The 23,671-nt window shown below is 74.2% G+C and carries 19 protein-coding genes, 1 tRNA gene and 1 pseudogene; 9 read left to right on the forward strand and 12 right to left on the reverse strand.

Annotated elements, in window-relative coordinates:
- Positions 1 to 143 precede the first annotated feature (143 nt).
- Positions 144 to 1,079, forward strand: a complete 936-nt coding sequence (locus tag ADK86_RS20720; RefSeq protein ID WP_053697902.1) for a cation diffusion facilitator family transporter — start codon at positions 144 to 146, stop codon at positions 1,077 to 1,079.
- Between the two features lie 56 nt (positions 1,080 to 1,135).
- Entirely contained in the window at positions 1,136 to 1,747 is a 612-nt protein-coding gene (gene idi / locus ADK86_RS20725; protein WP_053697946.1) for an isopentenyl-diphosphate Delta-isomerase, read from the forward strand.
- On the opposite strand, the gene ADK86_RS20730 is transcribed toward idi, so the two are convergent.
- The 4 genes from ADK86_RS20730 to ADK86_RS20745 form a co-directional block, all read right to left on the reverse strand.
- Positions 1,722 to 2,222: an ATP-binding protein gene (locus ADK86_RS20730; RefSeq protein ID WP_053697903.1), complete on the reverse strand. Its 501-nt coding sequence runs from the start codon at positions 2,220 to 2,222 to the stop codon at positions 1,722 to 1,724. The genes idi and ADK86_RS20730 overlap by 26 nt on opposite strands.
- Positions 2,223 to 2,327: 105 nt before the next feature.
- Entirely contained in the window at positions 2,328 to 3,032 is a 705-nt protein-coding gene (locus ADK86_RS20735; protein WP_053697904.1) for an HdeD family acid-resistance protein, read from the reverse strand.
- A gap of 114 nt (positions 3,033 to 3,146) precedes the next feature.
- A tRNA-Met gene (locus ADK86_RS20740) sits at positions 3,147 to 3,220 on the reverse strand.
- A 54-nt stretch (positions 3,221 to 3,274) separates the two neighbouring features.
- Positions 3,275 to 3,700 carry a MarR family winged helix-turn-helix transcriptional regulator gene (locus ADK86_RS20745; protein ID WP_053697947.1) on the reverse strand — a complete coding sequence of 142 codons (426 nt, stop codon included), beginning with the start codon at positions 3,698 to 3,700 and terminating at the stop codon, positions 3,275 to 3,277.
- 119 nt (positions 3,701 to 3,819) lie between these two features.
- Between ADK86_RS20745 and ADK86_RS20750 the strand changes: the two genes are divergently transcribed.
- Positions 3,820 to 4,461, forward strand: coding sequence for an MBL fold metallo-hydrolase (locus tag ADK86_RS20750; protein ID WP_053697905.1), 642 nt, complete (start codon positions 3,820 to 3,822; stop codon positions 4,459 to 4,461).
- A gap of 29 nt (positions 4,462 to 4,490) precedes the next feature.
- Here the strand turns inward: ADK86_RS20750 and ADK86_RS20755 are convergent, their stop codons facing one another.
- Positions 4,491 to 6,149: an ABC-F family ATP-binding cassette domain-containing protein gene (locus ADK86_RS20755; protein WP_053697906.1), complete on the reverse strand. Its 1,659-nt coding sequence runs from the start codon at positions 6,147 to 6,149 to the stop codon at positions 4,491 to 4,493.
- A 232-nt stretch (positions 6,150 to 6,381) separates the two neighbouring features.
- Here ADK86_RS20755 and ADK86_RS20760 point away from each other — a divergent pair, with 232 nt between their 5' ends.
- Complete coding sequence (locus tag ADK86_RS20760; protein WP_053697907.1) at positions 6,382 to 7,134, forward strand: enoyl-CoA hydratase/isomerase family protein; 753 nt, start codon at positions 6,382 to 6,384, stop codon at positions 7,132 to 7,134.
- Positions 7,135 to 7,180: 46 nt separating this feature from the next.
- Here ADK86_RS20760 and ADK86_RS20765 read toward each other — a convergent pair whose 3' ends face one another.
- On the reverse strand, positions 7,181 to 7,576 hold the full coding sequence (locus ADK86_RS20765; protein WP_053697908.1) for a hypothetical protein: 396 nt from the start codon (positions 7,574 to 7,576) through the stop codon (positions 7,181 to 7,183).
- 138 nt (positions 7,577 to 7,714) lie between these two features.
- On the opposite strand from ADK86_RS20765, the gene ADK86_RS20770 reads away from it, so the two are divergent.
- Positions 7,715 to 9,865: an ATP-binding protein gene (locus ADK86_RS20770; RefSeq protein WP_053697909.1), complete on the forward strand. Its 2,151-nt coding sequence runs from the start codon at positions 7,715 to 7,717 to the stop codon at positions 9,863 to 9,865.
- Here ADK86_RS20770 and ADK86_RS20775 read toward each other — a convergent pair.
- Entirely contained in the window at positions 9,849 to 10,487 is a 639-nt protein-coding gene (locus ADK86_RS20775) for a DJ-1/PfpI family protein (RefSeq protein WP_053697910.1), read from the reverse strand. The genes ADK86_RS20770 and ADK86_RS20775 overlap by 17 nt on opposite strands.
- A 42-nt stretch (positions 10,488 to 10,529) precedes the next feature.
- The gene (locus ADK86_RS20780; RefSeq protein ID WP_053697911.1) at positions 10,530 to 11,498 is read right to left on the reverse strand and encodes a GlxA family transcriptional regulator; all 969 of its coding nucleotides are present in this window, start codon (positions 11,496 to 11,498) and stop codon (positions 10,530 to 10,532) included.
- 411 nt (positions 11,499 to 11,909) lie between these two features.
- Here ADK86_RS20780 and ADK86_RS20785 point away from each other — a divergent pair, with 411 nt between their 5' ends.
- The 3 genes and pseudogenes from ADK86_RS20785 (at position 11,910) to ADK86_RS20795 (ending at position 16,237) form a co-directional block, all read left to right on the forward strand.
- Positions 11,910 to 12,782 (forward strand): SCO6745 family protein, encoded by an 873-nt coding sequence (locus ADK86_RS20785; RefSeq protein ID WP_053697912.1) that lies wholly within the window; start codon positions 11,910 to 11,912, stop codon positions 12,780 to 12,782.
- Between the two features lie 114 nt (positions 12,783 to 12,896).
- Positions 12,897 to 13,649, forward strand: a pseudogene (locus ADK86_RS20790) (SAM-dependent methyltransferase).
- A 152-nt stretch (positions 13,650 to 13,801) separates the two neighbouring features.
- On the forward strand, positions 13,802 to 16,237 hold the full coding sequence (locus tag ADK86_RS20795) for a Tex family protein (RefSeq protein ID WP_053697913.1): 2,436 nt from the start codon (positions 13,802 to 13,804) through the stop codon (positions 16,235 to 16,237).
- Between the two features lie 591 nt (positions 16,238 to 16,828).
- Here ADK86_RS20795 and ADK86_RS20800 read toward each other — a convergent pair.
- From ADK86_RS20800 to ADK86_RS20810, 3 genes are all read right to left on the reverse strand, one after another.
- A complete protein-coding gene (locus ADK86_RS20800) occupies positions 16,829 to 17,071 on the reverse strand; it encodes a hypothetical protein (RefSeq protein WP_053697914.1) in 243 nt (80 codons plus the stop codon).
- A gap of 198 nt (positions 17,072 to 17,269) precedes the next feature.
- The gene (locus tag ADK86_RS20805; RefSeq protein ID WP_053697915.1) at positions 17,270 to 19,348 is read right to left on the reverse strand and encodes an FUSC family protein; all 2,079 of its coding nucleotides are present in this window, start codon (positions 19,346 to 19,348) and stop codon (positions 17,270 to 17,272) included.
- Between the two features lie 271 nt (positions 19,349 to 19,619).
- Positions 19,620 to 20,657, reverse strand: a complete 1,038-nt coding sequence (locus ADK86_RS20810; RefSeq protein ID WP_053697916.1) for a hypothetical protein — start codon at positions 20,655 to 20,657, stop codon at positions 19,620 to 19,622.
- Between the two features lie 185 nt (positions 20,658 to 20,842).
- Here ADK86_RS20810 and ADK86_RS20815 point away from each other — a divergent pair, with 185 nt between their 5' ends.
- Positions 20,843 to 21,820 (forward strand): FAD-dependent oxidoreductase, encoded by a 978-nt coding sequence (locus ADK86_RS20815; RefSeq protein WP_053697917.1) that lies wholly within the window; start codon positions 20,843 to 20,845, stop codon positions 21,818 to 21,820.
- Positions 21,821 to 21,871: 51 nt separating this feature from the next.
- On the opposite strand, the gene ADK86_RS20820 is transcribed toward ADK86_RS20815, so the two are convergent.
- Positions 21,872 to 23,614, reverse strand: a complete 1,743-nt coding sequence (locus ADK86_RS20820; protein WP_053697918.1) for a BCCT family transporter — start codon at positions 23,612 to 23,614, stop codon at positions 21,872 to 21,874.
- Positions 23,615 to 23,671 lie beyond the last annotated feature (57 nt).

Consider the following 23,671-nt stretch of genomic DNA (forward strand, 5'->3'; position numbering starts at 1 on the left):
GCCACCCCCCCCATCCCCGCAGGTCAGCGCATGACAACGGTGTTCAGCGTCGCGTTGCCACATACCCCCCACCCGTAGTTCACTGCAAGGGCCGACGGCGTTCGCCGGGCGGCACGGGCGCGGCTCTCCGGGAGGCGTACGGCATGGGCGCAGGACACGACCACGGGGCCGGGGGCGGCGCGGGTTCCGGTACGGCGGCCGCCGCGTACCGCGGGCGGCTGCGCGGCGCGCTGGCACTCACCTCGGGCGTCATGGTCGCCGAGATCGTCGGCAGCGCGGTCACCGGCTCGCTGGCACTGCTGGCCGACGCGGGGCACATGGCCACCGACGTGGTGGGGCTGATCATGGCGCTGACGGCGATCCGCCTGGCGAACCGGCCACCGTCGCCGCAGCGCACCTTCGGGCTCGCCCGCGCCGAGATCCTCGCGGCGGTGGCCAACGCGCTGCTGCTGTTCGGGGTGGGCGGATACGTGCTGGTCACAGCCGTCCCGCGGTTCTTCGAGCCGGTCGAGGTCGAGGGCGGTACGGCCATGGTCTTCGGCATCGTCGGCCTGCTGGCGAACCTGGTCTCGCTGGGCCTGCTGATGCGCGGGCAGCGCGACAGCCTCAATGTGCGCGGCGCGTTCCTGGAGGTGATGGCGGACGCGCTCGGGTCGGTGGCGGTCATCGTGGCGGCGCTGCTGGTCACCCTGACGGGCTGGTCGGCGGCGGACCCGATCGCGTCCATCGTGATCGGTCTGATGATCGTCCCGCGGACCTGGAAGCTGTTCCGGGAGTCCCTGGACGTCCTGCTGGAGACGGCGCCGAAGGGCGTGGACATGACGGAGGTACGGGCGCATCTGCTGGCGCTGCCGGGCGTGGCGGGCGTCCACGACCTGCACGCCTGGACGATCACGTCCGGAATGCCGGTGCTGTCGGCCCACGTCGTCGTCGCCCCTGAGGCGCTGGACCCGGCGGGCCACGAGAAGCTGCTGCACGACCTGCGCGGGTGTCTGGCCGGCCACTTCGCCGTCGAACACTGCACCTTCCAGCTCGAACCCGACGGCCATACGGCACATGAGGCGCAGCCGTGCCCATGATGCGGGCGCGCCTGGGGCAGACTTGAGCGGCGAGGAGACCTACGACAAGGATGGGCATGCCGATCACACCTGCCAACGGACAGACCGCCGGGACCGCGGCGGCGAACCCACCGGGCGAGGCCGCCGAACCGATCTTGCTGGAGCTGGTCGACGAGGACGGCACGACGATCGGCACCGAGGAGAAGCTCACCGCGCACCAGCCCCCGGGCCTGCTGCACCGGGCGTTCTCGGTCTTCCTCTTCGACGACCGGGGGCGGCTGCTGCTCCAGCGCCGGGCGCTGGGCAAGTACCACTCCCCCGGTGTCTGGTCCAACACCTGCTGCGGCCATCCGTACCCGGGCGAGACGCCGTTCGCCGCCGCGGCGCGGCGCACCGCCGAGGAGCTGGGCGTGGCCCCGGCGCTGCTCGGCGAGGCGGGTACGGTCCGCTACAACCACCCGGACCCGGACTCCGGGCTGGTCGAGCAGGAGTACAACCACCTGTTCGTGGGGCTGGTGCGGGCCGCTCCCCGGCCGGACCCGGAGGAGGTCGGCGAGATCGCGTTCGTGACGCCGCGGGAGCTGGCCGAGCGGCATGAGAAGGCGCCGTTCTCGGCGTGGTTCATGACCGTGCTGGACGCGGCGCGGCCGGCCGTACGAGAGCTCACGGGGCCGGCGGCGGGCTGGTAGGCCCGTCCGCCGGCGGGGCGAGCGGCAATTCGGCCCAGACCGCCTTGCCGCCGCTCGCCGTGTGCTCGACGTCGCATTTGCCGCCCGCCTCGGCGGTGAGCATCTTGACCAGCCACAGGCCGCGCCCGCCGATGTCGCCCTCGTCCGCCTCGACGGCCTTGGGGCGGTACGGATGGTCGTCCTCGACGGCGACCCGGATCCAGCCCGCGCCGACGGTGACCTCGACGGCGATCTCCGGGGAGAGCAGTGCGGCGTGCTGCACGGCGTTGGTGACCAGTTCGGAGGCGATCAGCAGCAGGGCGTCCACGACCTCCTCTGCCGCCGGTACGCGCTGCTGGGCGAGCAGGTCCCGGACCGCGTGCCGCGCCTGGGGCACCGAGGACTCCAGTGCCGGCGCGGTGAAGCGCCAGACACCTTCGTACGCGAGCGGGGCGGTCAGCTCCTCGGGGGGTTCGGCCGGTGGTCCGGAAGACATCCTCACGCTTCGAGTGTTGGTTCTGCGCTGGTCCGGACCGACCCGCTGAACAGAAGTCAGCCTCTATCGACGCCTTCTGACCGATAACGAAATCGGTGATCGGCCCTACGACCGTTCCTGGCCCTTTTGTTTCTCGTTCAAAAATTGGCCGGATGAGGCCGGTGGGCTGCCGGAGGCGTCCGGTGCGCCGTCCCGCGCGGTGCCGCGACCGCCCGCCACCATGCCGACGATCCGCCGGCCGCCGACCCCCATCGCGATCAGGCCGAGCCCGTCGAAGAGCAGCGCGAGGGAGAAGAAGCAGCCGATCACATACCGGCTGCTGTGCGGCCAGTCGCCGAGCACCAGCACGCCCAGCAGGATGCCGAAGGCCCCCTGCACCAGCGTCCAGCCGAACTGCGGCCCCCGGACGACCGCGCCGCCGACCAGCCGGAAGACGCCGCCGGTCAGGAACAGCAGCGCGGCGAACATCGTCAGGCCCGCGGCGGCGACCTCCGGCTGCCGGATGACGACCACGCCCGCCGCGATGTTCAGGGCCGCCACGATCACCGCGAGCCAGAAGAAGCTGGAGCCGCGCGACTGGATCGCGTGCAGCAGCCCCACCACGCCGCCGATCAGCAGCAGCCAGCCGAACAGCAGCATCGAGGTGAGGGTCGCGAAGCCGACGTACACCAGGCCCACCAGGCCCGCGAGCACCAGGATCGCGCCGAGCACCGCCAGCCAGGCGAAGCCGCGCCGCAGCTCTCCCGCCTCCCGCGTCCCCGGGGCCGTGCCACGCGCCGAGCGCTTCGAGGATCTGCTTGTGCCGATCATCACCGCCTCCTCACGGACGCCTTTGTCCCGGTATACCCCCTTCGGAACCGGATGGCAGCGCACAGACGCCAGCAGGCCCGGCGCTCGTCATGAGCACCGGGCCTGCTGCGGAAGTAGCGGGGACAGGATTTGAACCTGCGACCTCTGGGTTATGAGCCCAGCGAGCTACCGAGCTGCTCCACCCCGCGTCGGTAGCGCCCACCCTACGGGGCGCCGGGGCCGTACGCCAAATCGCCGGGCAGTCACTTCCCGGTGAGGTGCGCGGTCAGGCGCGACAGCAGGGCGACGCACTCCCGCAGCTGCCGCCGCTCCTCGGGGCCGCATGTGTCGCGGATGGCGGCGTTGAGCGTACGGGCCCGCCGCTCGCGTTCGCGCCGCAGGCGGGCGCGGCCGGCGTCCGTGATGTGCACCAGGAGCTTGCGGCCGTCGCCGGGGTGGGGCTCGGTACGCGCCAGGCCGCCGCCGACGAGGTCTTTCACGGACTTGGCGGCCGACTGGTGCGTGACACCGCGCCGCTGGGCGAGGTCGGCCGTGGTGAGCGGGCCGCCCCGGTCGAGGAAGCCGAGGGCGGCCGCTTCTCCGGGCGGCATGGTGTCCACCGCCCGTACCGCCCGCACCAGCTCGCCGATCGATTGCCGCAGATCCTCGGCCAGCACGTCTTCGGTCAGCACATCGTCGACCGGCATGTCTTCGTCCATGCCCCGCATCCTATCCGGCGTTATGCAACTTAGTTGTACAACTAAGTTGTACAGTTGCTCGTACGCACCCCGCCTGAAAGGCCCCTCCCATGCAGCTCACCAAGTTCGGCCACGCCTGTGTCCGCGTCGAGAAGGACGGTCGTCGCCTGGTGGTCGACCCAGGCGGACTCACCGACCCGGAAGCGCTGGACGGCGCCGACGCGGTCCTGGTCACGCATGAGCACTTCGACCACTTCTCGGAGGAAACGCTGCGCCGGGCGGCCGAGCGCAACCCGCGCCTGCGCGTCTGGACCAACTCCGCCGTCGCCGCGCGGCTGGACGGTCTCGGCACCCGGGTCACCGCCGTCGGGGACGGCGAGACGTTCACCGCGGAGGGCTTCGACGTGCAGGTCCACGGCACCTGGCACGCGGTGATCCACCCCGATGTCCCGCGCGTCACCAACGTCGGGTTCCTCATCGACGGCGCCCTCTTCCACCCCGGGGACGCCCTGACCGTCCCCGGGACGCCCGTCGACACGCTGCTGCTGCCGGTGCACGCCCCCTGGTCCACCACCGGCCACCTGATCGACTACGTCCGCGAGGTCGCCCCGCGGGATGCCTACGCGATTCACGACGGCGCCCTCAACGACGTCGGCACCGCTATGGTCGGCGGCTTCCTGGGAGACGGCGGCCCCGGCGTCCCGGCGCGCTACCACCGCCTGGCCCCGGGTGCATCCGTCCGGATCGGCTGAGCGCCGGACGGGACGCCCGCAGGCCGCCCTCAGCGAACCCGCTCGGTGATGCGCCCCGCACCGACCTCGATCCGGCGGGTGGTGTGCACCGCCTCCAGCATCCGCCGGTCGTGGGTGACCAGCAGCAGCGTGCCTTGGTAGGAGGCGAGCGCGGACTCCAGTTGTTCGATCGCGGGCAGGTCGAGGTGGTTGGTGGGCTCGTCGAGGACCAGGAGGTTGACGCCTCGGCCCTGGAGGAGGGCGAGCGCGGCGCGGGTCCGTTCGCCCGGGGAGAGCGTGGCGGCGGGCCGCAGTACGTGGGCCGCCTTGAGGCCGAACTTGGCGAGCAGCGTCCGTACGTCGGCCGGGGACATCTCCGGCACCGCGTTGCGGAACGCGTCCGCCAGCGGCTCGTCCCCGAGGAACGCGCCGCGCGCCTGGTCCACCTCGCCGACGACGACACCGGGCCCCAGCGCGGCGTGCCCGGCGTCCAGCGGCAGCCGGCCCAGCAGGGCGGCGAGCAGGGTGGACTTGCCCGAACCGTTGGGGCCGGTGACGGCGACCCGGTCCGCCCAGTCGATCTGGAGGTCCACCGGGCCGAAGCGGAAGTCCCCGCGCCGGGCCTCGGCACCGCGCAGGGTGGCCACCACCGCGCCCGCGCGCGGCGCGGCGGCGATCTCCATGCGCAGCTCCCACTCCTTGCGCGGCTCCTCGACGGCGTTGGCGTCCAGACGCTCGATCATGCGCTGGGTCTGCTTGGCCTTGGCGGCCTGCTTCTCGGTGGACTCCGTGCGGAACTTGCGGCCGATCTTGTCGTTGTCGGTGGCCTTGCGCCGGGCGTTCTTGACGCCCTTTTCCATCCAGTTGCGCTGGGTGTGGGCGCGCGCTTCGAGGGCCGCCCTGGTGTCCGCGTACTCCTCGTACTCCTCGCGGGCGTGGCGGCGGGCCCGTTCGCGCTCCTCCAGGTACGCGGCATAGCCGCCGCCGTAGGTGTTGACCTGCTGCTGGGCGAGGTCCAGTTCGAGGACGCGGGTGACCGTACGGGTCAGGAACTCGCGGTCGTGGCTGACCAGGACCGTGCCGGCGCGCAGGCCGGTGACGAACTCCTCCAGCCGGGCCAGGCCGTCGAGGTCGAGGTCGTTGGTGGGCTCGTCCAGCAGGAAGACGTCGTAGCGGGAGAGCAGCAGCGAGGCGAGGGAGGCGCGGGCGGCCTGGCCGCCGGACAGCGAGGTCATGGGCTGGTCGAGGCCGACGGCGAGGCCGAGCTGGGCGGCGGTCTCCTCGGCGCGCTCGTCGAGGTCGGCGGCGCCGAGCGAAAGCCAGCGTTCCAGGGCGGTGGCGTACGCGTCGTCGGCGCCGGGTGCTTCCTCGACCAGTGCCTGGGTGGCGGCGTCCAGGGCCGCCTGGGCCGCGGTGACGCCGGTGCGGCGGGCGAGGAAGGCGCGTACCGACTCTCCCGAGCGGCGGTCCGGCTCCTGCGGGAGGTGGCCGACGGTGGCGGTCGGCGGGCTCAGGCTCAGCCGGCCCTCCTCCGGGGTGTCCAGCCCGGCCAGCAGGCGCAGCAGCGTGGACTTGCCGGCGCCGTTGGCGCCGACCAGGCCGATGACGTCCCCGGGGGCGACCACAAGGTCGAGACCGGAGAACAGGACGCGTTCGCCGTGGCCGGCGGCGAGGGACTTGGCGACGAGGGTGGCGGCGGTGGCAGACATCAGACCGTCGATCGTATCCGGCCCGCTTCCGGGCGGTCGCGCCAATATCCGGTGGCCGCCCCGGACTCCGGCCATCGCCCCGACCCGCAGCAGGCCCGCTCCGGTCTCCGGCCATCACCCCGGCCCTCGGCAGACCGGCCCCGTCCCCGCCGCCCCACCCCTCGGTCGGCCGCCCCGGCCCCCGGCGCCGGCCGTCACCGCGCCATCCGGCGCCCGCCTTACCATCCGGGGCATGGAACCAGGGATCCTCACACGCGTCAGTGGCGGCACGGCGACCGTCACCCTCAGCCATCCCGACAAGCGCAACGCGATGACGACGGGGATGTGGCGGGAGCTGCCGCCGCTGCTGGACCGGCTGGCGGCGGACCGTGCCGTACGGGTGCTGGTGCTGACCGGCGCGGGCGGTACGTTCTGCGCCGGGGCCGACATCGGGTCGCTGCGCGGGTCGGCGGAGGCGGAGAAGGGGCTGGCGACGGCCGCCGAGGAAGCGCTCGCGGCGTTTCCCAAGCCGACGCTGGCGGCGATACGCGGCTACTGCGTGGGCGGCGGCTGCCAGCTGGCGGCGGCGTGCGATCTGCGGTTCGCGGAGGAGGGCGCGCAGTTCGGGGTGCCGCCCGCGAAGCTGGGGATCGTCTACCCGGCCACGTCCACCCGGCGGCTGGTGCGCCTGGTCGGCCCGTCGGCCGCCAAGTACCTGCTGTTCTCGGGCGAGTTGATCGACTGTGCGCGGGCGCTGCGGACCGGGCTGCTGGACGAGGTGCTGCCGGAAGGGGAGCTGGACAAGCGGGTGGCGCGGTTCACCGCCGTACTGGCGAGCCGGTCGCAGCTGACGCAGGCCGCGGCGAAGGAGTTCGCGGACGGTCCGGCGGACGGGGAGCGGGTCGCCCACTGGGAGGCGCAGGCGCACGAAAGCGGCGACACCGCGGAGGGTGTCGCCGCTTTCCTGGAACGCCGGGAGCCGCGTTTCACCTGGTCGGTGAGGTGAATCGAGCGGCTCCCGGCGGGCCGTGCGACGGGCGGACCCCCGTGGGTCAGGTGACCTCGCCGTCCGTCTTGAGGGTCAGGCGTACGTTCGTGTCGGCGGTGCCGTTGTTGGTGACGCAGGCGGTGTAGTCGCCGGCGCCGGGCCAGCCCGCCCAGGTGTCCCGCAGTTCCGCGGCGTACGCGGTGACCAGGCCGGGCGAGCCGGTGCCGGGCACGGTCGCGCCCTGGTACTGGAGCTTGAACTTGGCGCCCTGGCCCGTTGCCCTGCCGTCCGCGCGCACCGTGTGCTGGGCGGACTGCTGTACGCAGCGCTGCTCGCCCGGGTGCAGGGTCCCGCCGTAGAACTGCGAGGCGGCGGCCGGTCCGGCGGCCGACAGGGCCAGTCCGGCGGCCGAGGCGGCGGCGACCGCGACGCCCATGACGGTGGTGGTCCTGCGGTTCATCTTCCTTCGCCCCCTGTGTCGTTGGTGTGCGGCACCCAGGAAGCTAGGCGCGGTGAACGCCCGGAAAGCAGACCGTTACGTGTCCGCTTCACGTCCGATGAGGGTCCGTTGTGGCCGCCGCGGCGACATACTTGACGCGTGACCGACCGGTTGGGCGACCGGCTCGTGACGGCGCGCGAAGAGGGCTTCGTCGGCCGCCGCCGGGAGACCGCGGCCTTCCGCGCGCTGCTGGCCGCCGGGCGCGGCGCGGTGGTGTACGTCCACGGCCCCGGCGGCATCGGCAAGACCACGCTCCTGCACCACTTCGCGCACCTCGCGCGGGGCGCCGGGCGGCCCGCCGTACGGCTGGAGGCGGCCGGGGTGCGCTCCTACGAGGAGGAGCTGACGGAGCGCATTCCGGACCGGCCGGACCTGGTGCTGCTCATCGACGGCCTGGACGACCCGCGGGTGGCGCGCGACACCGTGCACCGCGAGCTGCTGCCCCGGCTGCCCGCCGACGCGCTGGTGGCGCTGGCCGGACGGACGGCGCCGCCGCTGTCCTGGCGCCTGGACCCGGCCTGGCAGGGGCTGTTGCACCTGCTCCCGCTCGGGCCGCTGGACGAGGCGGACAGCCGGGAGCTGCTCACCCGGCGCGGCGTGCCACGCGCCGTCCAGGACCAGGGGCTGGCCTTCACCCGCGGGCACCCGCTGGCCCTCGCGCTGGTGGCGGACGTCGCCGCGCACGGCGGCGAGGCGGCCGGGGCCGACCCGTCGCCGCAGATCGTACGGGCGCTGCTGGCGAGTCTGCTGGAAGCGGTGCCCACGCCGCTGCACCGGACCGCGCTGGAGGCGTCCTCGCAGGTGCTCTCGACGACCGAGCCGCTGCTGGCCGCGCTGCTCCAGGTGGCCGACGCCCGGCCGTACTTCGACTGGCTGTGCGGGCTGTCCGCGGTGGAGAGCGGGCTGCGTGGGGTGCATCCGCACGATCTCGTACGGGACGCGCTGGACGCGGAGCTGCGCTGGCGCGACCCGGAGCGGCGGGCGGCGCTGCACCGGCGGGCGAGTGCGTACTACCAGCGGCTGTTCACCCAGGAGGACGACCGGGCGCGGCAGCGGGCGGTGCTCGCGGACTTCGCGTATCTGCACCGGGACAGTCCGGTCGTCGGGCCGCTGCTGGAGCCGGTGGCGCGCGGCGCGGCGGGCGCGGCGCGGCTGGACCGGCTGTCCGTCTCGCCGGGCCCGGTCAGCGGCGGTGAGCTGGTGGAGGCGTGCACGATCGCGGCGATCCACGAGGGCATCGAGGCGGCGCGGCTGGTGCACGACTGGTCGCGGCGTCCGGAGGCGGAGACGTACACCGTGCGGGGCCCGGACGGGGTGGCGGCCGGGTTCTACACGCTGATCGAGCTGGGCGGCGCTCCCCCGCCGGACGCGCCGGACGTGCCGGACGATCCGGCGGTACGGGCCGCCCGCGGCTGGCTGGCGGAGCACGGGGAGCTGCGCGGCGGCGAGACGGCGCTGCTGGTGCGGTTCTGGATGAGCCGCGACGAGTACCAGGCCGTCTCGCCCGTGCAGACGCTGATCACCCTGCGGTTGACCCACCACTACCTGACCGACCACAAGCCCGCGGTGACGCTGCTGCCGTTCGCCGACCCGGAGTTCTGGGAGCCGGGCTGCGCGTATGTGGACTTCGCCCGGCTGCCCGCGGCGGACTTCACGGCCGCCGGGCGCCGCTTCGGGATGTTCGTGCACGACTGGCGGCGGGTGCCGGCGCTGGCGTGGCTGGCGATGCTGACCGAGCGGGAGCGGGCCGAGGACCCGTTCACGGTGGTCCCGCCCGCCGCGTCGGACCCGCTGCGGGTGCTGGACCGGGAGGAGTTCGCCGCGGCGGTACGGGACGCGCTGCGCGGGCTCGTACGGGCGGACGGTCTGCGGGACTCGCCACTGCTGCGGACGCGCCTGGTCGCGGGGCGGTGCGCGGCGGGTGAGGCGGGTCCGAAGGAGCGGGTGGCGGCGCTGCGGGAGGCGGTGCGCGCGGCGGCAGCGGCGCTGGAGGCGTCGCCGCAGGACCGCCGGGCCTTCCGGGCACTGCACCACACGTATCTGCGCCCGGCCGGCACCCAGGCGCGCGCCGCGGAGCTGCTGCGCCTGCCGATGACGACGTACCGGCGCCATCTGACCGCCGGCATCGCCCGCCTGACGGAGCTGCTGTGGCAGGAGGAACTGGAGGGTGGCGGGCCGGAGGGTGGCGGGCCGGGGGCCGGTGAGGGCGACCGCTCCGGCGGCCCGCCGGAGGTCAGCCGTCCAGAATGAACCGGCTCCGCTCCCGCATCGCCGCCGTGATCCCGGCGGGCGCCTTCTCGGGCGAGCCCGCGTCGTACGGCGGCTCCGGGTCGTACTCGATGCCGAGCTGGACGGTCTGCGCATGGGTGTCACCGGCGATCCGGCCCACCAGCGCGAGACCCATGTCGATGCCGGAGGACACGCCCGCGGCGGTCACGTACTTGCCGTCGAAGACGACGCGCTCGCCGGTCGGTTCGGCGCCGTGGGCCGGGAGCCGGTCCAGCGCGAGCCAATGAGAAGTGGCGCGGCGGCCCTTGAGGAGGCCCGCGGCGGCGAGGATCAGGGAGCCGGTGCAGACGGAGGTCGTCCAGGTGGTACGGGTGTCCACGGCGCGCAGCCAGTCGTGCAGCGGCCCGTCGTCCATGAGCGCGGCCTGGCCGGTGCCGCCGGGCACCACGAGCACATCCGGTGCGGTGACCTCGGACAGTACGGCGTCGGCGGTCAGCGCCAGGTCGCCGCTGCCGGTGCGGTGCTCGCCGGTGCGCTGGGCCACGAAGACGGTCTCGGCGCCCGGGATGCGGCTGAGGGTCTCGTACGGGCCGATGGCGTCGAGGGCGGTGATGCGGTCGTAGAGGAGGATGGCGATCTGCATGAGGAGCCTTTCGGTGGTGGGCGTGGTGAAGAGGCGGGGCGGTCAGGGGAACGGCGGCGGGGCCACGGGGCGGAAGCGGCGGCGGTATTCGGCCGGGGCGGCGCCCAGCGTGCGCAGGAAGGCGCGGCGCATCGCCTCGGGAGTGCCGTAGCCGCAGCGGCGGGAGATGCCCTCGATGCCGTCGGCGGTGTCCTCCAGGAGGCGCCGGGCGGCCTCCAGGCGCACCCGGTCGACATAGCGGCCCGGGGTCATGCCGACCTCGTCCCGGAAGGCGCGGGCGAAGTGCCGGGGCGACAGGCCCGCGCGGGCGGCGAGGGTTTCCACGGACAGGTCGGCCGCCGGGTTCTCGGTGATCCACTGCTGTACGTCGCGCAGCGGGCGCCGGTCCGCGGTCTGCGCGGCGAGCTGGGCGCTGAACTGGGTCTGGTTGCCGGGGCGGCGCAGGAAGACGACCAGGTGGCGGGCGACGGCCAGCGCGAGGTCCCGGCCGAGGTCCTCCTCCACCAGGGCCAGTGCGAGGTCGATGCCCGCCGTCACCCCGGCGGAGGTGGCCACGTCGTCATCACGTACGTAGATCGGCTCCGGGTCGACCCGTACGGCCGGGAACTCGGCGGCCAGCTCGGCGCACCGGGTCCAGTGGGTGGTCGCCCGCCGGCCGTCGAGCAGTCCGGCGGCGGCGAGCAGGAACGCTCCGGTGCACACCGACACCGTGCGGCGGGCCCGGGGCGCGTGCAGCCGCAGCCAGTCGACCAGGCGGGCGTCGGGTTCGCGGGTCCCCCGCCCGCCGGGCACGAGCAGGGTGTGCGGCGGCCCGGCGTCGGACAGCGCGAGGTCGGGGGTCAGCATCAGCCCGCTGCCCGTACGGACCGGGGCGCCGTCGAGCGAGGCGGTGCGGACCGGGTAGGCGCCGGGCATCCGCAGGGCCGCCTGGGTGAAGACCTCCAGGGGGCCGGTGACGTCGAGGCTCTGCACGCCGTCGAAGAGGACGACCAGCACGTCGCGCTGTTCCATGGCGACCATCCTGCGGGGGTGCCGACGATGGCGGCAATGACGAATTTCCCACCTTTACGGCCATGGGGAGCCCGGTGCGTCCGGGGGCCGGAGCTGTGTTCCGGCGGGCCGGGACTGTGTTCCATCCGGTACGGGACCAAGTACCGCCGGGGCCACGGCCGGGCACCGCCGGGTGCGGGGACTCGTACCACCGGGTGCGGGACCAAGTACCGCCGGGCCCGGGACCAAGTACCGCCGCGCCCAGGGCCACGCGCCGCCGGATCCGGAGCCACGTACCGCCGGATCCAGGACCACGCGCCGCCGTCCCCTGAACCCCGTACCACCGCCCCCGTACCACCATCCCCGGCCGACGGCCGCCGGAAGGCTCCCTGCCCCCTCCCCTCCATACCAACGGGTCGGTAACCTGCGGTCATGACCACCAAGACCTCGCTCCCCGAGCGCGCCGGCCGGCGTTGCCACAACGTCGTCAACCCGCTGCACTCGACCGTCTACTTCTCGCCCGACACCCCCGCCGAATTCGCCGCCCTCGGCATCGAGGACCGCAGTGCCGCCTACTTCGCGGGCCGGGCCGCGGCCCTGGGCGCGGTCGGCGCCGGCACCGTCACGGCGACCTTCTACAACTTCAAGCACGACCTGGTGGCCCGGCACATACCGCAGGTGTGGAAGGTGGCCGCGCCCGAAGAGGTGCTGGCCGCGCGGCTGCGGGCCGCCGACCGCACCCTGCGGCGGCTGCTCGGCGACGCGACGGTGGAGTCACCGGAGATGGCCGAGGCGGCCCGGCTGGCGCTGCGTGCCACCGAGGCGTGCACCCGGCACGCCCGCCCGCTGTTCGCCGCGCACGCCGACCTGCCGGTCCCCGACGCGCCGCACCTGGCCCTCTGGCACGCGGCGACGCTGCTGCGCGAGCACCGCGGCGACGGCCACCTGGCGGCGCTGCTGGACGCCGGGCTGGACGGACTGGAGGCGCTGGTCACCCACACCGCCAGCGACCGCGGCGCGGCCCGCTCCTGGGTGCTGGAGTTCCGCGGCTGGTCGCTGGAGGAGTGGCAGGCCGCCGAGGAGCGGCTGCGCGGACGCGGCTTCCTCGACGCGGCGGGCGCGCTGACCGAGGCGGGCAAGCAGTTGCGCGCGGACCTGGAGGACACCACGGACCGGCTGGACCGAGCTCCGTACGAGCACCTGGGCGCGGAGGAGGTGGCCCGGCTGACCGAACTGGCCACCGGCTTCACGCAGACCGCAGTGGCGGCGGGCGCTTTCCCGGCGGCGCTTCTCGGCAAGGGCTGAGCCGGAGCCCACGACTCCCGGGCGCGCCACGGGAGTTGCTGCACCTCCCGTACCGCATCCCGCGCACCCGGAAAGCAGGTGCGCGGGACGGTCCGCCGCTGCCACGCTGCCCCGATGAACCGTCAAGAGATCTCCCGGATCGCCCACGCCGGCCACCCCATCGCGGCACCGCTCGACGATGACTCGGTACGGCAGCTGCTGGACCACGGCCTGCCGCGCGGTGACGAGCGGGTGCTCGACCTCGGCTGCGGCGGCGGGGAGTGGCTGCTGCGCGCGCTGGCCCGGCATCCGCGGCTGCGGGCCGAGGGCGTCGACATCAGCGCGGAGGCTCTGGCGCACGCCCGTACGGGCCGCAGCCGAACAGGGCGTTACGGACCGTCTCGTCCTCCATCACGAGGACGCCGCGGATTTCCACTCCCCGCACCCGTTCGGCCTGGTGCTCAGCGTCGGGGCCGCGCACGCCTTCGGCGGCCTGCTGCCCACCCTGGCGGCGGCCCGCGCGCACCTGGCTCCCGGCGGGCGGGTCCTGGCGGGCGGGTCCTGGTCGGTGACGGATTCTGGGACCGTACGCCGTCCCCGGAGGCCGTCGAGATGCTGGGCGACTTCGCCGACCTGCCCACCACATTGGAACGCGTCGCCGCCGACGGGTGGACGCCCGTCCACGGGCACATCAGCACCCGCCGGGAACTGGACGCCTATGAGTGGTCCTGGACCGGATCGCTCGCCTCGTGGGCCCTGGACCGCCCCGACGGCCCCGACCGCGGCGAAGCGCTCGCCGTGGCCGAGGCCCACCGTACGGAGTGGCTGCGCGGCTATCGGGACAGCTGGGGATTCGTGAGTCTGGTGCTGCGCCGTACCGACGGCTGAGCGCGGGCCCCGTACGGACGGCCGGGTCCCGGGCACCGGTGCGTGCGGCTTCTCACACCTGGCGACAGCGGCGCGGGGGGCGCGACAGTGCGGCCCGGCAACCTGCACAATGCAGGCTCAAGCAAACGCTGGAAGGCGGGGCAGGAAACAACGTGACGGCATCCACCGAGGCCAACGGGGCGTCCGGGACCATCGGATCCATCGAAGCGAGGATCGCCGGCGAGCTCGGCGTCAAGGAGCGGCAGGTGAAGGCCGCGGTCGAACTGCTCGACGGCGGCTCGACCGTGCCCTTCATCGCCCGCTACCGCAAGGAAGCGACGGAGATGCTCGACGACGCGCAGCTGCGCGCGTTGGAGGAGCGGCTGCGCTACCTGCGGGAGCTGGAGGAGCGGCGGACCGCGATCCTGGAGTCCGTACGGTCGCAGGGCAAGCTGGACGCCGCGCTGGAGGCGCAGATCCGGGGCGCCGAGTCCAAGGCCCGGCTGGAGGACATCTACCTGCCCTTCAAGCCCAAGCGGCGCACCAAGGCGCAGATCGCGCGGGAGGCGGGTCTCGAACCGCTGGCCGACGGCCTGCTGAGCGACCCGTCGGTGGAGCCCACGGCTGCCGCGGCGGCGTTCGTGGACGCGGACAAGGGCGTGGCCGATCCGGCCGCCGCCCTGGAGGGCGCACGGGCCATCCTGACCGAGCGGTTCAGCGAGGACGCCGACCTGATCGGCGAGCTGCGCGAGCGGATGTGGGCGCGTGGGCAGGTGGCCGCGAAGGTGCGCGAGGGCAAAGAGGAGGCGGGCGCGAAGTTCGCCGACTACTTCGACTTCGCGGAGCCCTTCACCGCGCTGCCCTCGCACCGCGTGCTGGCCATGCTGCGCGGCGAGAAGGAGGAGATCCTCGACCTGTCGCTGGAGCCGGAGACCGAGCCGGTCGAGGGCATCACGTCGTACGAGCAGTCCATCGCCCGCAAGTTCGGCATCGCCGACCGCGGCCGGCCTGCCGACAAGTGGCTCCAGGACACCGTCCGCTGGGCGTGGCGCACCCGCGTCCTGGTCCACCTCGGCATCGACCTGCGGCTGCGGCTGCGGCAGGCCGCCGAGGACGAGGCGGTACGGGTCTTCGCGGCCAACCTGCGCGACCTGCTGCTGGCGGCACCGGCCGGCACCCGCGCCACGATGGGTCTGGACCCCGGCTTCCGTACGGGCGTGAAGGTCGCCGTCGTCGACGCGACCGGCAAGGTGGCCGCGACGGAGACCATCTACCCGCACGTGCCGCAGCAGAAGTGGGACCAGTCGCTGGCCACGCTGGCGCGGCTGGCCCGGGAGCACGACGTCGAGCTGATCGCGATCGGCAACGGCACCGCGTCCCGCGAGACGGACAAGCTGGCCGCCGACCTGATCGCGGCGCAGCCCGAGCTGAAGCTGACGAAGGTGATGGTCTCCGAGGCGGGCGCCTCGGTGTACTCCGCCTCCGCGTTCGCCTCGCAGGAGCTGCCGGACCTGGACGTGTCGCTGCGCGGCGCGGTCTCGATCGCGCGCCGCCTCCAGGACCCGCTGGCCGAACTGGTCAAGATCGATCCGAAGTCGATCGGCGTCGGCCAGTACCAGCACGATCTGTCCGAGGTGAAGCTGTCGCGCTCGCTGGACGCGGTGGTCGAGGACTGTGTGAACGGCGTCGGCGTGGACGTGAACACCGCGTCCGCGCCGCTGCTCTCCCGCGTGTCCGGCATCGGCTCGGGCCTGGCCGAGAACATCGTCGCGCACCGCGACGCCAACGGCCCCTTCCGCACCCGCAAGGCCCTCAAGGACGTGGCGCGGCTCGGCCCGAAGGCGTACGAGCAGTGCGCGGGCTTCCTCCGTATCCGCGGCGGCGACGACCCGCTGGACGCCTCCAGCGTGCACCCGGAGGCGTACCCGGTGGTGCGCCGGATGGTGAAGACGGCGGGCGGCGAGGTGTCCTCGCTGATCGGCAACACGGCGGTGCTGCGCTCGCTGAAGCCCGCCGACTTCGTCGACGACTCCTTCGGCCTGCCGACCGTCACCGACATCCTCCAGGAGCTGGAGAAGCCGGGCCGCGACCCGCGTCCGGTCTTCAAGACGGCCACCTTCAAGGAGGGCGTGGAGAAGATCGGCGACCTGGAGGCGGGGATGCTCCTGGAGGGTGTGGTGACCAACGTCGCCGCCTTCGGGGCGTTCGTGGACGTCGGTGTCCACCAGGACGGCCTGGTGCACGTCTCCGCGATGTCCAAGACGTTCGTCAAGGACCCGCGCGACGTGGTCAAGCCGGGTGACATCGTGCGCGTCAAGGTGCTCGACGTGGACATCCCGCGCAAGCGGATCTCGCTGACGCTGCGCCTGGACGACGAGCCGGGCAAGGGCGGCGGCGCGGCCGACGGCGGGCAGCGCGCGGGCGGCCCGCGCGAGGGCCGCCGCGGCGACCGGCCGGACCGCGGCGACCAGCGGCGCGGCGGCACGCCCCGGCAGCGCCAGAGCGGCGACCGCCGCGGCGGCCCCCGCGACGCGGCCCCGGCAAACGGCGCCATGGCCGACGCGCTGCGGCGGGCGGGACTGCTGGGCAAGGAGAACGGGGGACGCTGAGCCGGGGGCGGCCGGGGCCGGCGGATGCCGGTCCCGGCCGTACGGGGTGCGGGGCGCGCTCGGTTGTAGGGGGTGCGGGTCATGCTCTGGCGTATGGGGCGAGCCGTGTCCGGTCCTACGGATCGCGAGCCGTGTCCGGTTGTACGAGTTTCGGGCCACGCCGGGCAGGGATTCCGGTTCGCACCCTGGCGTACGGGGTGCGGGGCGCGCCCAGCCGTTGGGGTCGCGAGCCGTACCCGGCCGTAAGGGTGCCGGGCCATGTCCGGCCGCACAGGTCTCGGGCCACATCCGGCCGCAGCGATTCCGGTTCGCTCCCTGGCGTACGGGGTGCGAGGCACGCCCAGCCGTAGGGGACGCAAGCCGTACCCGACCGGACAGCTTCCGGGCCATGTCCGGCCGCACAGGCTTCGGGCCACGTCCGGCCGTAGGGAGTTCCGGGTCGCACCCTGGCGTACGGGGTACGAGGCGCCCCCAGCCGTACGCCGTACGGATTGCGAGCCGTACCCGGCCGGTACGCAGCCCGGGTAGCGCCCGGCTCGGGAGACCGCGGCCCGGCGGACCGGCCGGGTCACGACGGGCGGCCCGTACGGATCACTCCGGCGCGTCCTCGCGCGGTACCGGGCCGGGGCCCTTCCGCTGCCGCCCGGCGTCCGGCTTCGCCACATGGCTGACCCACCGGCCGTTCTCCTCGGAGACGTAGCTCTCCTCCGCGGGGGCTTCCCTGGCGCTGCGCTCACGGGAGGCGGGGGCGTCCTCCCGCGCCGCGCGCTGTGCCCTGCGCTCCCGCTCGGGGCGGTCCTTCGACATGTCATCACCCGTGCTCATGTCACCCATGCCGGCTCCCTGCTCACGCTTCGGTCGATGGTCCGGTGGCGCCCGGCGGTGCCGCCCGGCTCCTCCAGTACCGCACCGGCCCGGCTCCGTCGGCATGCCCGGCGTGCCAAGCGGGTGGCGGCCGGGGGCAGCCGCCCGGCGCCCGTCGGCGGCACGCCTACCCGCCGGCGGCCGGTTCAGGCCGCCCCCGCGACGCCGTTACGCCGCTCCCGCGAAGCCCCGCAGGTGTTCCAGTTCGGCGGCAACGTCCGTGAGCGTCGCGCAGCCCGGTACGGGCGGGATCTGCGCGGCGAGCGCGGGCGGGCCCGGGCGCCCCGGGTCCTCCAGGGCGTCCGCCATCGCGGTCAGCGCCTCGCACAGCCGGCGCGCCTCCTGCGGAGTGGGGCGGCGGGCGCCGTGGTCGAGCCGTACCGCGCAGGCCGTCGCCGCGTCCACGATGCGCTCGGCGGCGGTGACGACGGTGAGCCAGTCGGGGTTGCGGCCGCGCGCCGCGACGAGTTCGGCGGCGGCGGTCTCGGCCGCCGCGCGGGCCTCCCCCAGCGCCCGGTAGGCCGCCCGGCGCCGCACCAGGCGCTCGCCCCGGTCGTGCCCCGGCTCGGTCCGCAGCACTTCTCCCAGGTACGTCTCGGTGGCGCGCAGCGCGGCCGTCACCTTGTGGCCGACGCGGCGGCGCGGGTCGGCGAGCCGCGGCAGATGGCCGACGACGAGGACCAGGGCGCAGGCGGCCGAGGTGTCCACGATCCGCTCCAGCGCGGCCTGCGGATCGCCGCTGACGTGCACGAACGACAGCACCATCAGCGTGATCGCGACGGTCTGCAGCGCGAAGTGGCGGGTGGCGAACGGCAGCAGCGCGCCGCCCGCGCCGGCCACCAGCGCGGGCCACCACCAGCCGTCCAGCAGGGCCCCCGCCGCCGCGAAGACCAGCACACCGGCGACGGTCCCGGCGAAGCGGTTGACCGTACGGGAGAACAGCGGTCCCAGATCGGGCTTGACGAGGAAGGTGGCGGTGGCGGGCAGCCAGTACCAGTGCTCGGCGCGCAGCGCGAGGGCCACCGCCGCGCTCACCGCGATGCACAGGCCGACCCGGAGCCCGTAGTCGCGGCCGGCCGGCCCGAACATGCTCCGGCCGCGCCGGACGGGCGGGGCCTCGGACCGGAGCTTGCGCGGCTCTCCGGACTTGAGCTGATCTCCGGACTTGCGCCGCGCTCCGGGCTCGCGCCGATCCTCGGGCTCGCGCCGGTCTTCGGACCCACGTCCGGGCTCGCGCTCGTCCGGCCGTACCGCCCCCGAGATCACCGCTGGCCCCCCGTCGGCCCCGGCGGCGTCCACCGGCTCCGTACGGGCGAAGACCAGCGCCGCGTCCAGCAGCGCGCGGTCGAAGGCACCGCGCGCCGGTGAGCTGGTCTCCGGCGCGGAGAGGCGGCCCGGCGGGCGGCCGGTGCGCAGTGCTTCGGCGAAGCGGCGCGGGCCCTCGGCGACCCGGGCCGGCAGCGGCCGGGCCTCCCACAGCAGCGCGACGCTGGCCTCGCACAGCGCGGTCGCGGCGGCCAGCCGCTCGGCGAGCAGCCGTTCGCCCGGGCTCGGCCGGCGGCGCAGCAGACGGCGCAGGCGCAGGGCCTCGTCGGCGCGGTCGAGGGCGGCGGTCAGGCGGCGCCGGGCCGCTTCGGCGCCCGGCCCGCCGACGGCGTCGAGGGCGTCCGCGAGCGCGTCGAAGACGGTGGCGACGGCCGCCCGCTCACCGCTGAGCGGCCCGCCGGCCGGGCGGGGCGGGTGGAACACCAGGCGCAGCAGGAGCAGCCACAGGCAGCCGGCCAGCAGGTAGAGGGCCTTGAGCCATGGGGCGCCGGACAGCGGCATGCCCGCGCCCAGGATGGTGCTGGCCAGCATCTGCATGCCCGCGTTGGAGCGCACCGGTCCGGCGACGCTGCCCGCTCCCGAGACGAAGCCGACGGCGAACAGCGCGGGGACCACCCACCAGCCCGCGCCGACGGTCTGCAACGTGGCGCCCATCAGCATGCCGAACGCCGACGCGAGGGCGGGCAGGCCGATGTGCACGATGCCGCGGCGCCGGGTGCCGGGCCGGTCGTTGACGCCCGCGAGCATGGAGCCGAGCCCGGCCAGCACACCGGCCGCCGGGTGGCCGGTGGCCAGGCCGGCGGCGAGCAGCGGGCCCGCGCACAGCGCGCCGCGTACCACGGCGGCCCAGGGGACGGGCAGCCGCTGCCAGCGCAGGGGGTGGGCGAGCCAGGTGGGCACGGCGCGCGGGGCGCGGGGCATGGGCCTCCTTGGTGCGGCGGATGACGGTGTACGGGAAACGTAGGGGTACGTACCCGGATGGAACGGGACATACTGTCCCGTACAGGGCCGGGCGGGTTCCGGTACGCGGATCGGGGGCAGGTGTCCGAGGGGCGTCATCGGCCGACGGTGCTGACATCCAGCTTACGGTCCTGTTTGTACGGATCAGGACGTACGGGTTACGGGGATGTCAAGATCACATTCAGCCGTACCGAACGGCGCCCGGCCCCACGCCTGCCCGCCCCATCCGGCCCTACTCCCCCGCCACCTCCGCCACCAGCACGCTCCCGCTCGTCCGGGCGACCACGTACGCCGTGCCCTTCGTCGCCCGCGCGTCCACCGCCAACCGGTGGGTGCCCGCTTCCACTTGTCCCGCGAACAGCTCGGCCGTCCGGGTGCGCGCGAGGCGGTCCACGCGGTACGCGGTGAGGGTGACCCCGCACGGCACGGCGGTCTCGACCGTGACCTCGCCGCGCGTGGCCGCCAGCCGCAGCAGCCGCCGCTGGTCCTGCGGACAGCGGTCCAGGGCCTCTTCGATCCGCGCGACGAGCAGCGGGACGACCGGCACCGGCAGGTCCACGAAGACCGCCGAGGAGCCCGCCGCCGCGAACGCGGCGCGCACCGCGGCCCGCTCCGCCCCGCCCACCGCGCTGCCGAAGGCCACCGCCCCGTAGGACCGCAGTTCGTCCGGCGAGGCGCCCGCCGCGTCCCGGGTGATCTCCGCGCCGATGCCGATGCCGCGCAGGGCCGCGGCCAGCCGGGCGGGCAGCGCGACCCGCTGTCCGACGAGCAGGACCCGCCGGGCGGTCGCCGCGCCGTGCGCCGGGCCGCCGTCGGACAGCAGGCGTTCCAGCGCGGCCCGGTACTGCGCGCCGTCGAAGCGGAACGGGCCGACGCCCGGGTAGCCGTCGCGCCCCAGGTCCGCGGTCTCCCCGGTCTGCCAGGCGAAGTCCCGCCATACCACGTCCGCGCCGTCGCGCTCGATGACGGCGGTGACCGCGCCGCACTCCAGCCCCTCGCACTCCGGGCAGCCGTACAGGACGTAGCGTCCGCCGGCGAGCGGGGCGTCCTCCTCCAGGAGCAGCCGCCGCACGTGCGCGGTGAACAGGGAGGGGCCGAGGTCGGCGGCGAGCGGGGAGACCGCGTCGAGGTCCGCCAGGCGCAGCAGCAGCGGTCTGCCGTCCACGATGAAGTCCCAGAAGTCGCGGTGGACTTCGTACGCGCCGTTGGACAGGACGGCGCCGGCGCGCGTCGCGGGGGCCAGTCCGAAGGTCGCGTGGTGCGCAGACATGTCCTGAGTATCCCCACGCAACGGGCGCCAAGTGCCCGGCTGCGGCAAAACCCTTGGAGGGGCCCATTCCGCGTCCCTCCGGCATTCTCCTCGCGACGGCACGCACCGGCCGTTGCGGGCTTCCGTCCGCCGCCGCCCCGCCGCACCCGTCGCCCCCGGGCGGCACAGCGGATAGCGTCCTGGGCATGACGACGAGCGATGTGATCGTGATCGGCGGCGGGGTGCTCGGCCTGACGGCCGCCGTCGCGCTGGCGGAGGGCGGGCGCGGGGTGCGGGTCGTCAGCCGCGATCCGGCCCGGGACACCACCTCCGCGGTCGCGGGCGGGCTGTGCTGGCCCTATCGGGTGCGGCCCGAGGAACGGGCGGTGGCCTGGTCCGTACGCTCCTTCCACGTGCTCGCGGAGCTGGCGGAGCGCCCGGCGGAGACCGGCGTGCGCATGGTCACCGGCACCATGGCCGACGAGCCCGGCGCGGCGCCGGAAGCCGGTTCGGACGGCTGGCACGCGGCCGTTCCGGGCCTGCGGCGGGCCACGCCGGACGAGCTGCCGCCGGGCTACGGCTCGGGGTGGCGCGCGCGGATGCCGCTGGTCGACATGCCGTCCCACCTGGGCTACCTGGAGCGGCGGTTGGCGGCGGCGGGCGGCACGGTGCAGCGGCGGCCGGTGACCTCGCTCGCGGAGGCGGCGCGGGAGGCCGGCACGGTCGTCAACTGCTCCGGGCTGGGCGCCCGCGAGCTGGTCCCGGACGTGGCGGTCCAGCCGGTGCAGGGACAGCTGGTGATCGCGGAGAACCCGGGCATCGAGGAGTGGTTCGGGTCGGCCGGCGAGCACGCCGGGACCACGACGTACATCCTGCCGCAGCCGTACGGGGTGGTGCTCGGCGGTACGGCTCGCGAGGGCGCCTGGTCGCGGGAGCCGGACCCGGCGACCGCCCGCGCGATCGTGGAGCGCTGCGCGCGCGTCCACCCGAAGCTGGCGCACGCCCGCGTCCTGGCCCACCGGGTGGGCCTGCGCCCGGCGCGCACCTCCGTACGGCTGGAGACGGAGCGGCTGCCCGGCGGCGCGCTGTGCGTGCACAACTACGGGCACGGCGGGGCCGGGGTGACGGTGGCGTGGGGCTGCGCGGACGAGGTGGTGCGCCTGGCCGGGGGCCGTACGGCGTGAGCAGGGGGCCGGTGTGCACCGGCCCCCTGTGGATCAGCTGTGTGGCCGCCGCTACGGCTTGCCCTCCTCGGCGGTCGCGGCCGTACCGCCCGTCCCCGCGCCGGCGCCGTTGCCCGGCCCGATGCGGATCTCGAAGTCGCCGTCGTAGCGCTCGTGGCCCGCGATGACGGCCAGTTCGACGACCTCCTCGCCCTTTTGCCCGCGGACGATCAGCGGGTCGCGGCGCAGGTCCTTCATCAGCGCCCAGCACATCGCGATCATCACCAGGGTGAAGGGCGCCGCGACCAGGATCGTCAGGTTCTGCAGTCCGGTGAGCGCGTCGCCCGACCCGCCGCCGATCAGCAGCATGATCGCGGCGACCGCGCCGGTGACCACGCCCCAGAAGACCACCACCAGCCGGGACGGTTCGAAGGAGCCCTTCTGCGACAGCGTGCCCATGACGATGGACGCGGCGTCCGCGCCGGAGACGAAGAAGATTCCGACCAGGATCATCACCAGGATGCTGGTGACGGTGGCCACCGGGTACTGGTGCAGCACGTCGAAGAGCTGCCCCTCCGACGTGGTCTCGCCGGAGAGCTTCTTGGTGTCCTGGAGGTGCATGGCCGAGCTGCCGAAGACCGCGAACCACAGCAGACTGACCACGCTCGGCACCAGGATCACGCCGCCGATGAACTGCCGGATGGTGCGCCCGCGGCTGATCCGGGCGATGAACATGCCGACGAACGGCGTCCAGGAGATCCACCACGCCCAGTAGAACACCGTCCAGCTGCGCAGCCAGTCACCGACCTTGTCGCCGCTGCTCGCCTCCGTGCGGCCGGCGAGCTGCGGCAGGTCGCCGATGAAGGTGCTGACGGAGGTCGGCAGCATGTTCAGGATGAGGATGGTCGGCCCGACCACGAACACGAAGACGGCCAGGATCAGCGCCAGCACCATGTTGATGTTGGACAGCATCTGGACGCCGCGGGCGATGCCGGAGACCGCCGACAGGACGAAGGCGACCGTCAGTACGGCGATGACGACGACCAGCAGGGTGGTGCTGACACTGTCCATCCAGCCCAGCACCTTGATCCCGCTGCCGATCTGGAGCGCGCCGAGGCCCAGGGAGGCCGCCGAGCCGAAGAGCGTGGCGAAGATGGCGAGGATGTCGATGACCTGCCCGCCCCAGCCGTTGGCCCGCCGTGTGCCGATCAGTGGCGTGAACACCGCGCTTATCGTCTGCCTTCTCCCCCGCCGGAAGCAGCTGTACGCGATGGCCAGGCCCACGACCGCGTAGATCGCCCATGGGTGGAGGGTCCAGTGGAAGAGCGTGGTGGCCATGGCCGTGTCCATGGCCTGCGCGGCATCCTTGGGGTCGGTGCCCGGGGGCGGCGTGCCGAAGTGCCCCAGCGGCTCGCTGACGCCGTAGAACATCAGGCCGATGCCCATGCCCGCGCTGAACATCATCGCGACCCAGGACACCGTACGGAACTCCGGCTCCTCCCCCTCCTTCCCCAGCGTGATCCGCCCGTACTTGCTGACGGCCAGCCAGATCGCGAAGACGACGAAGCCGGAGGCGGAGAGCACGAAGGCCCAGCCGCCGTTCTTGATGATCCAGTCCAGCATCGTCGAGGAGGCGCTCTTCAGCGACTCGGTGGAGGTGGCGCCCCAGGCGATGAAGGCGAGGGTGAGCAGCGCGGTGACGCCGAAGACCACGCGGTCGGTCTGTGGAGGGCCGGTGCGGTGCGGTGCGCCGGGGAGGTCCGGCGCGACCGTCGCACCTCCCCCGCCGCCCGTGTCCTTGTCTGATTCCGACACGTGTCGACCTTTCAATCGGCCAGTTTTTCCCTACCCGTTACCCCCTACCACACGGTG

Origin of the sequence: Streptomyces sp. NRRL F-5755, from assembly GCF_001279365.1 — a bacterium.
Taxonomy (GTDB): Bacteria; Actinomycetota; Actinomycetes; order Streptomycetales; family Streptomycetaceae; genus Streptomyces; species Streptomyces rimosus.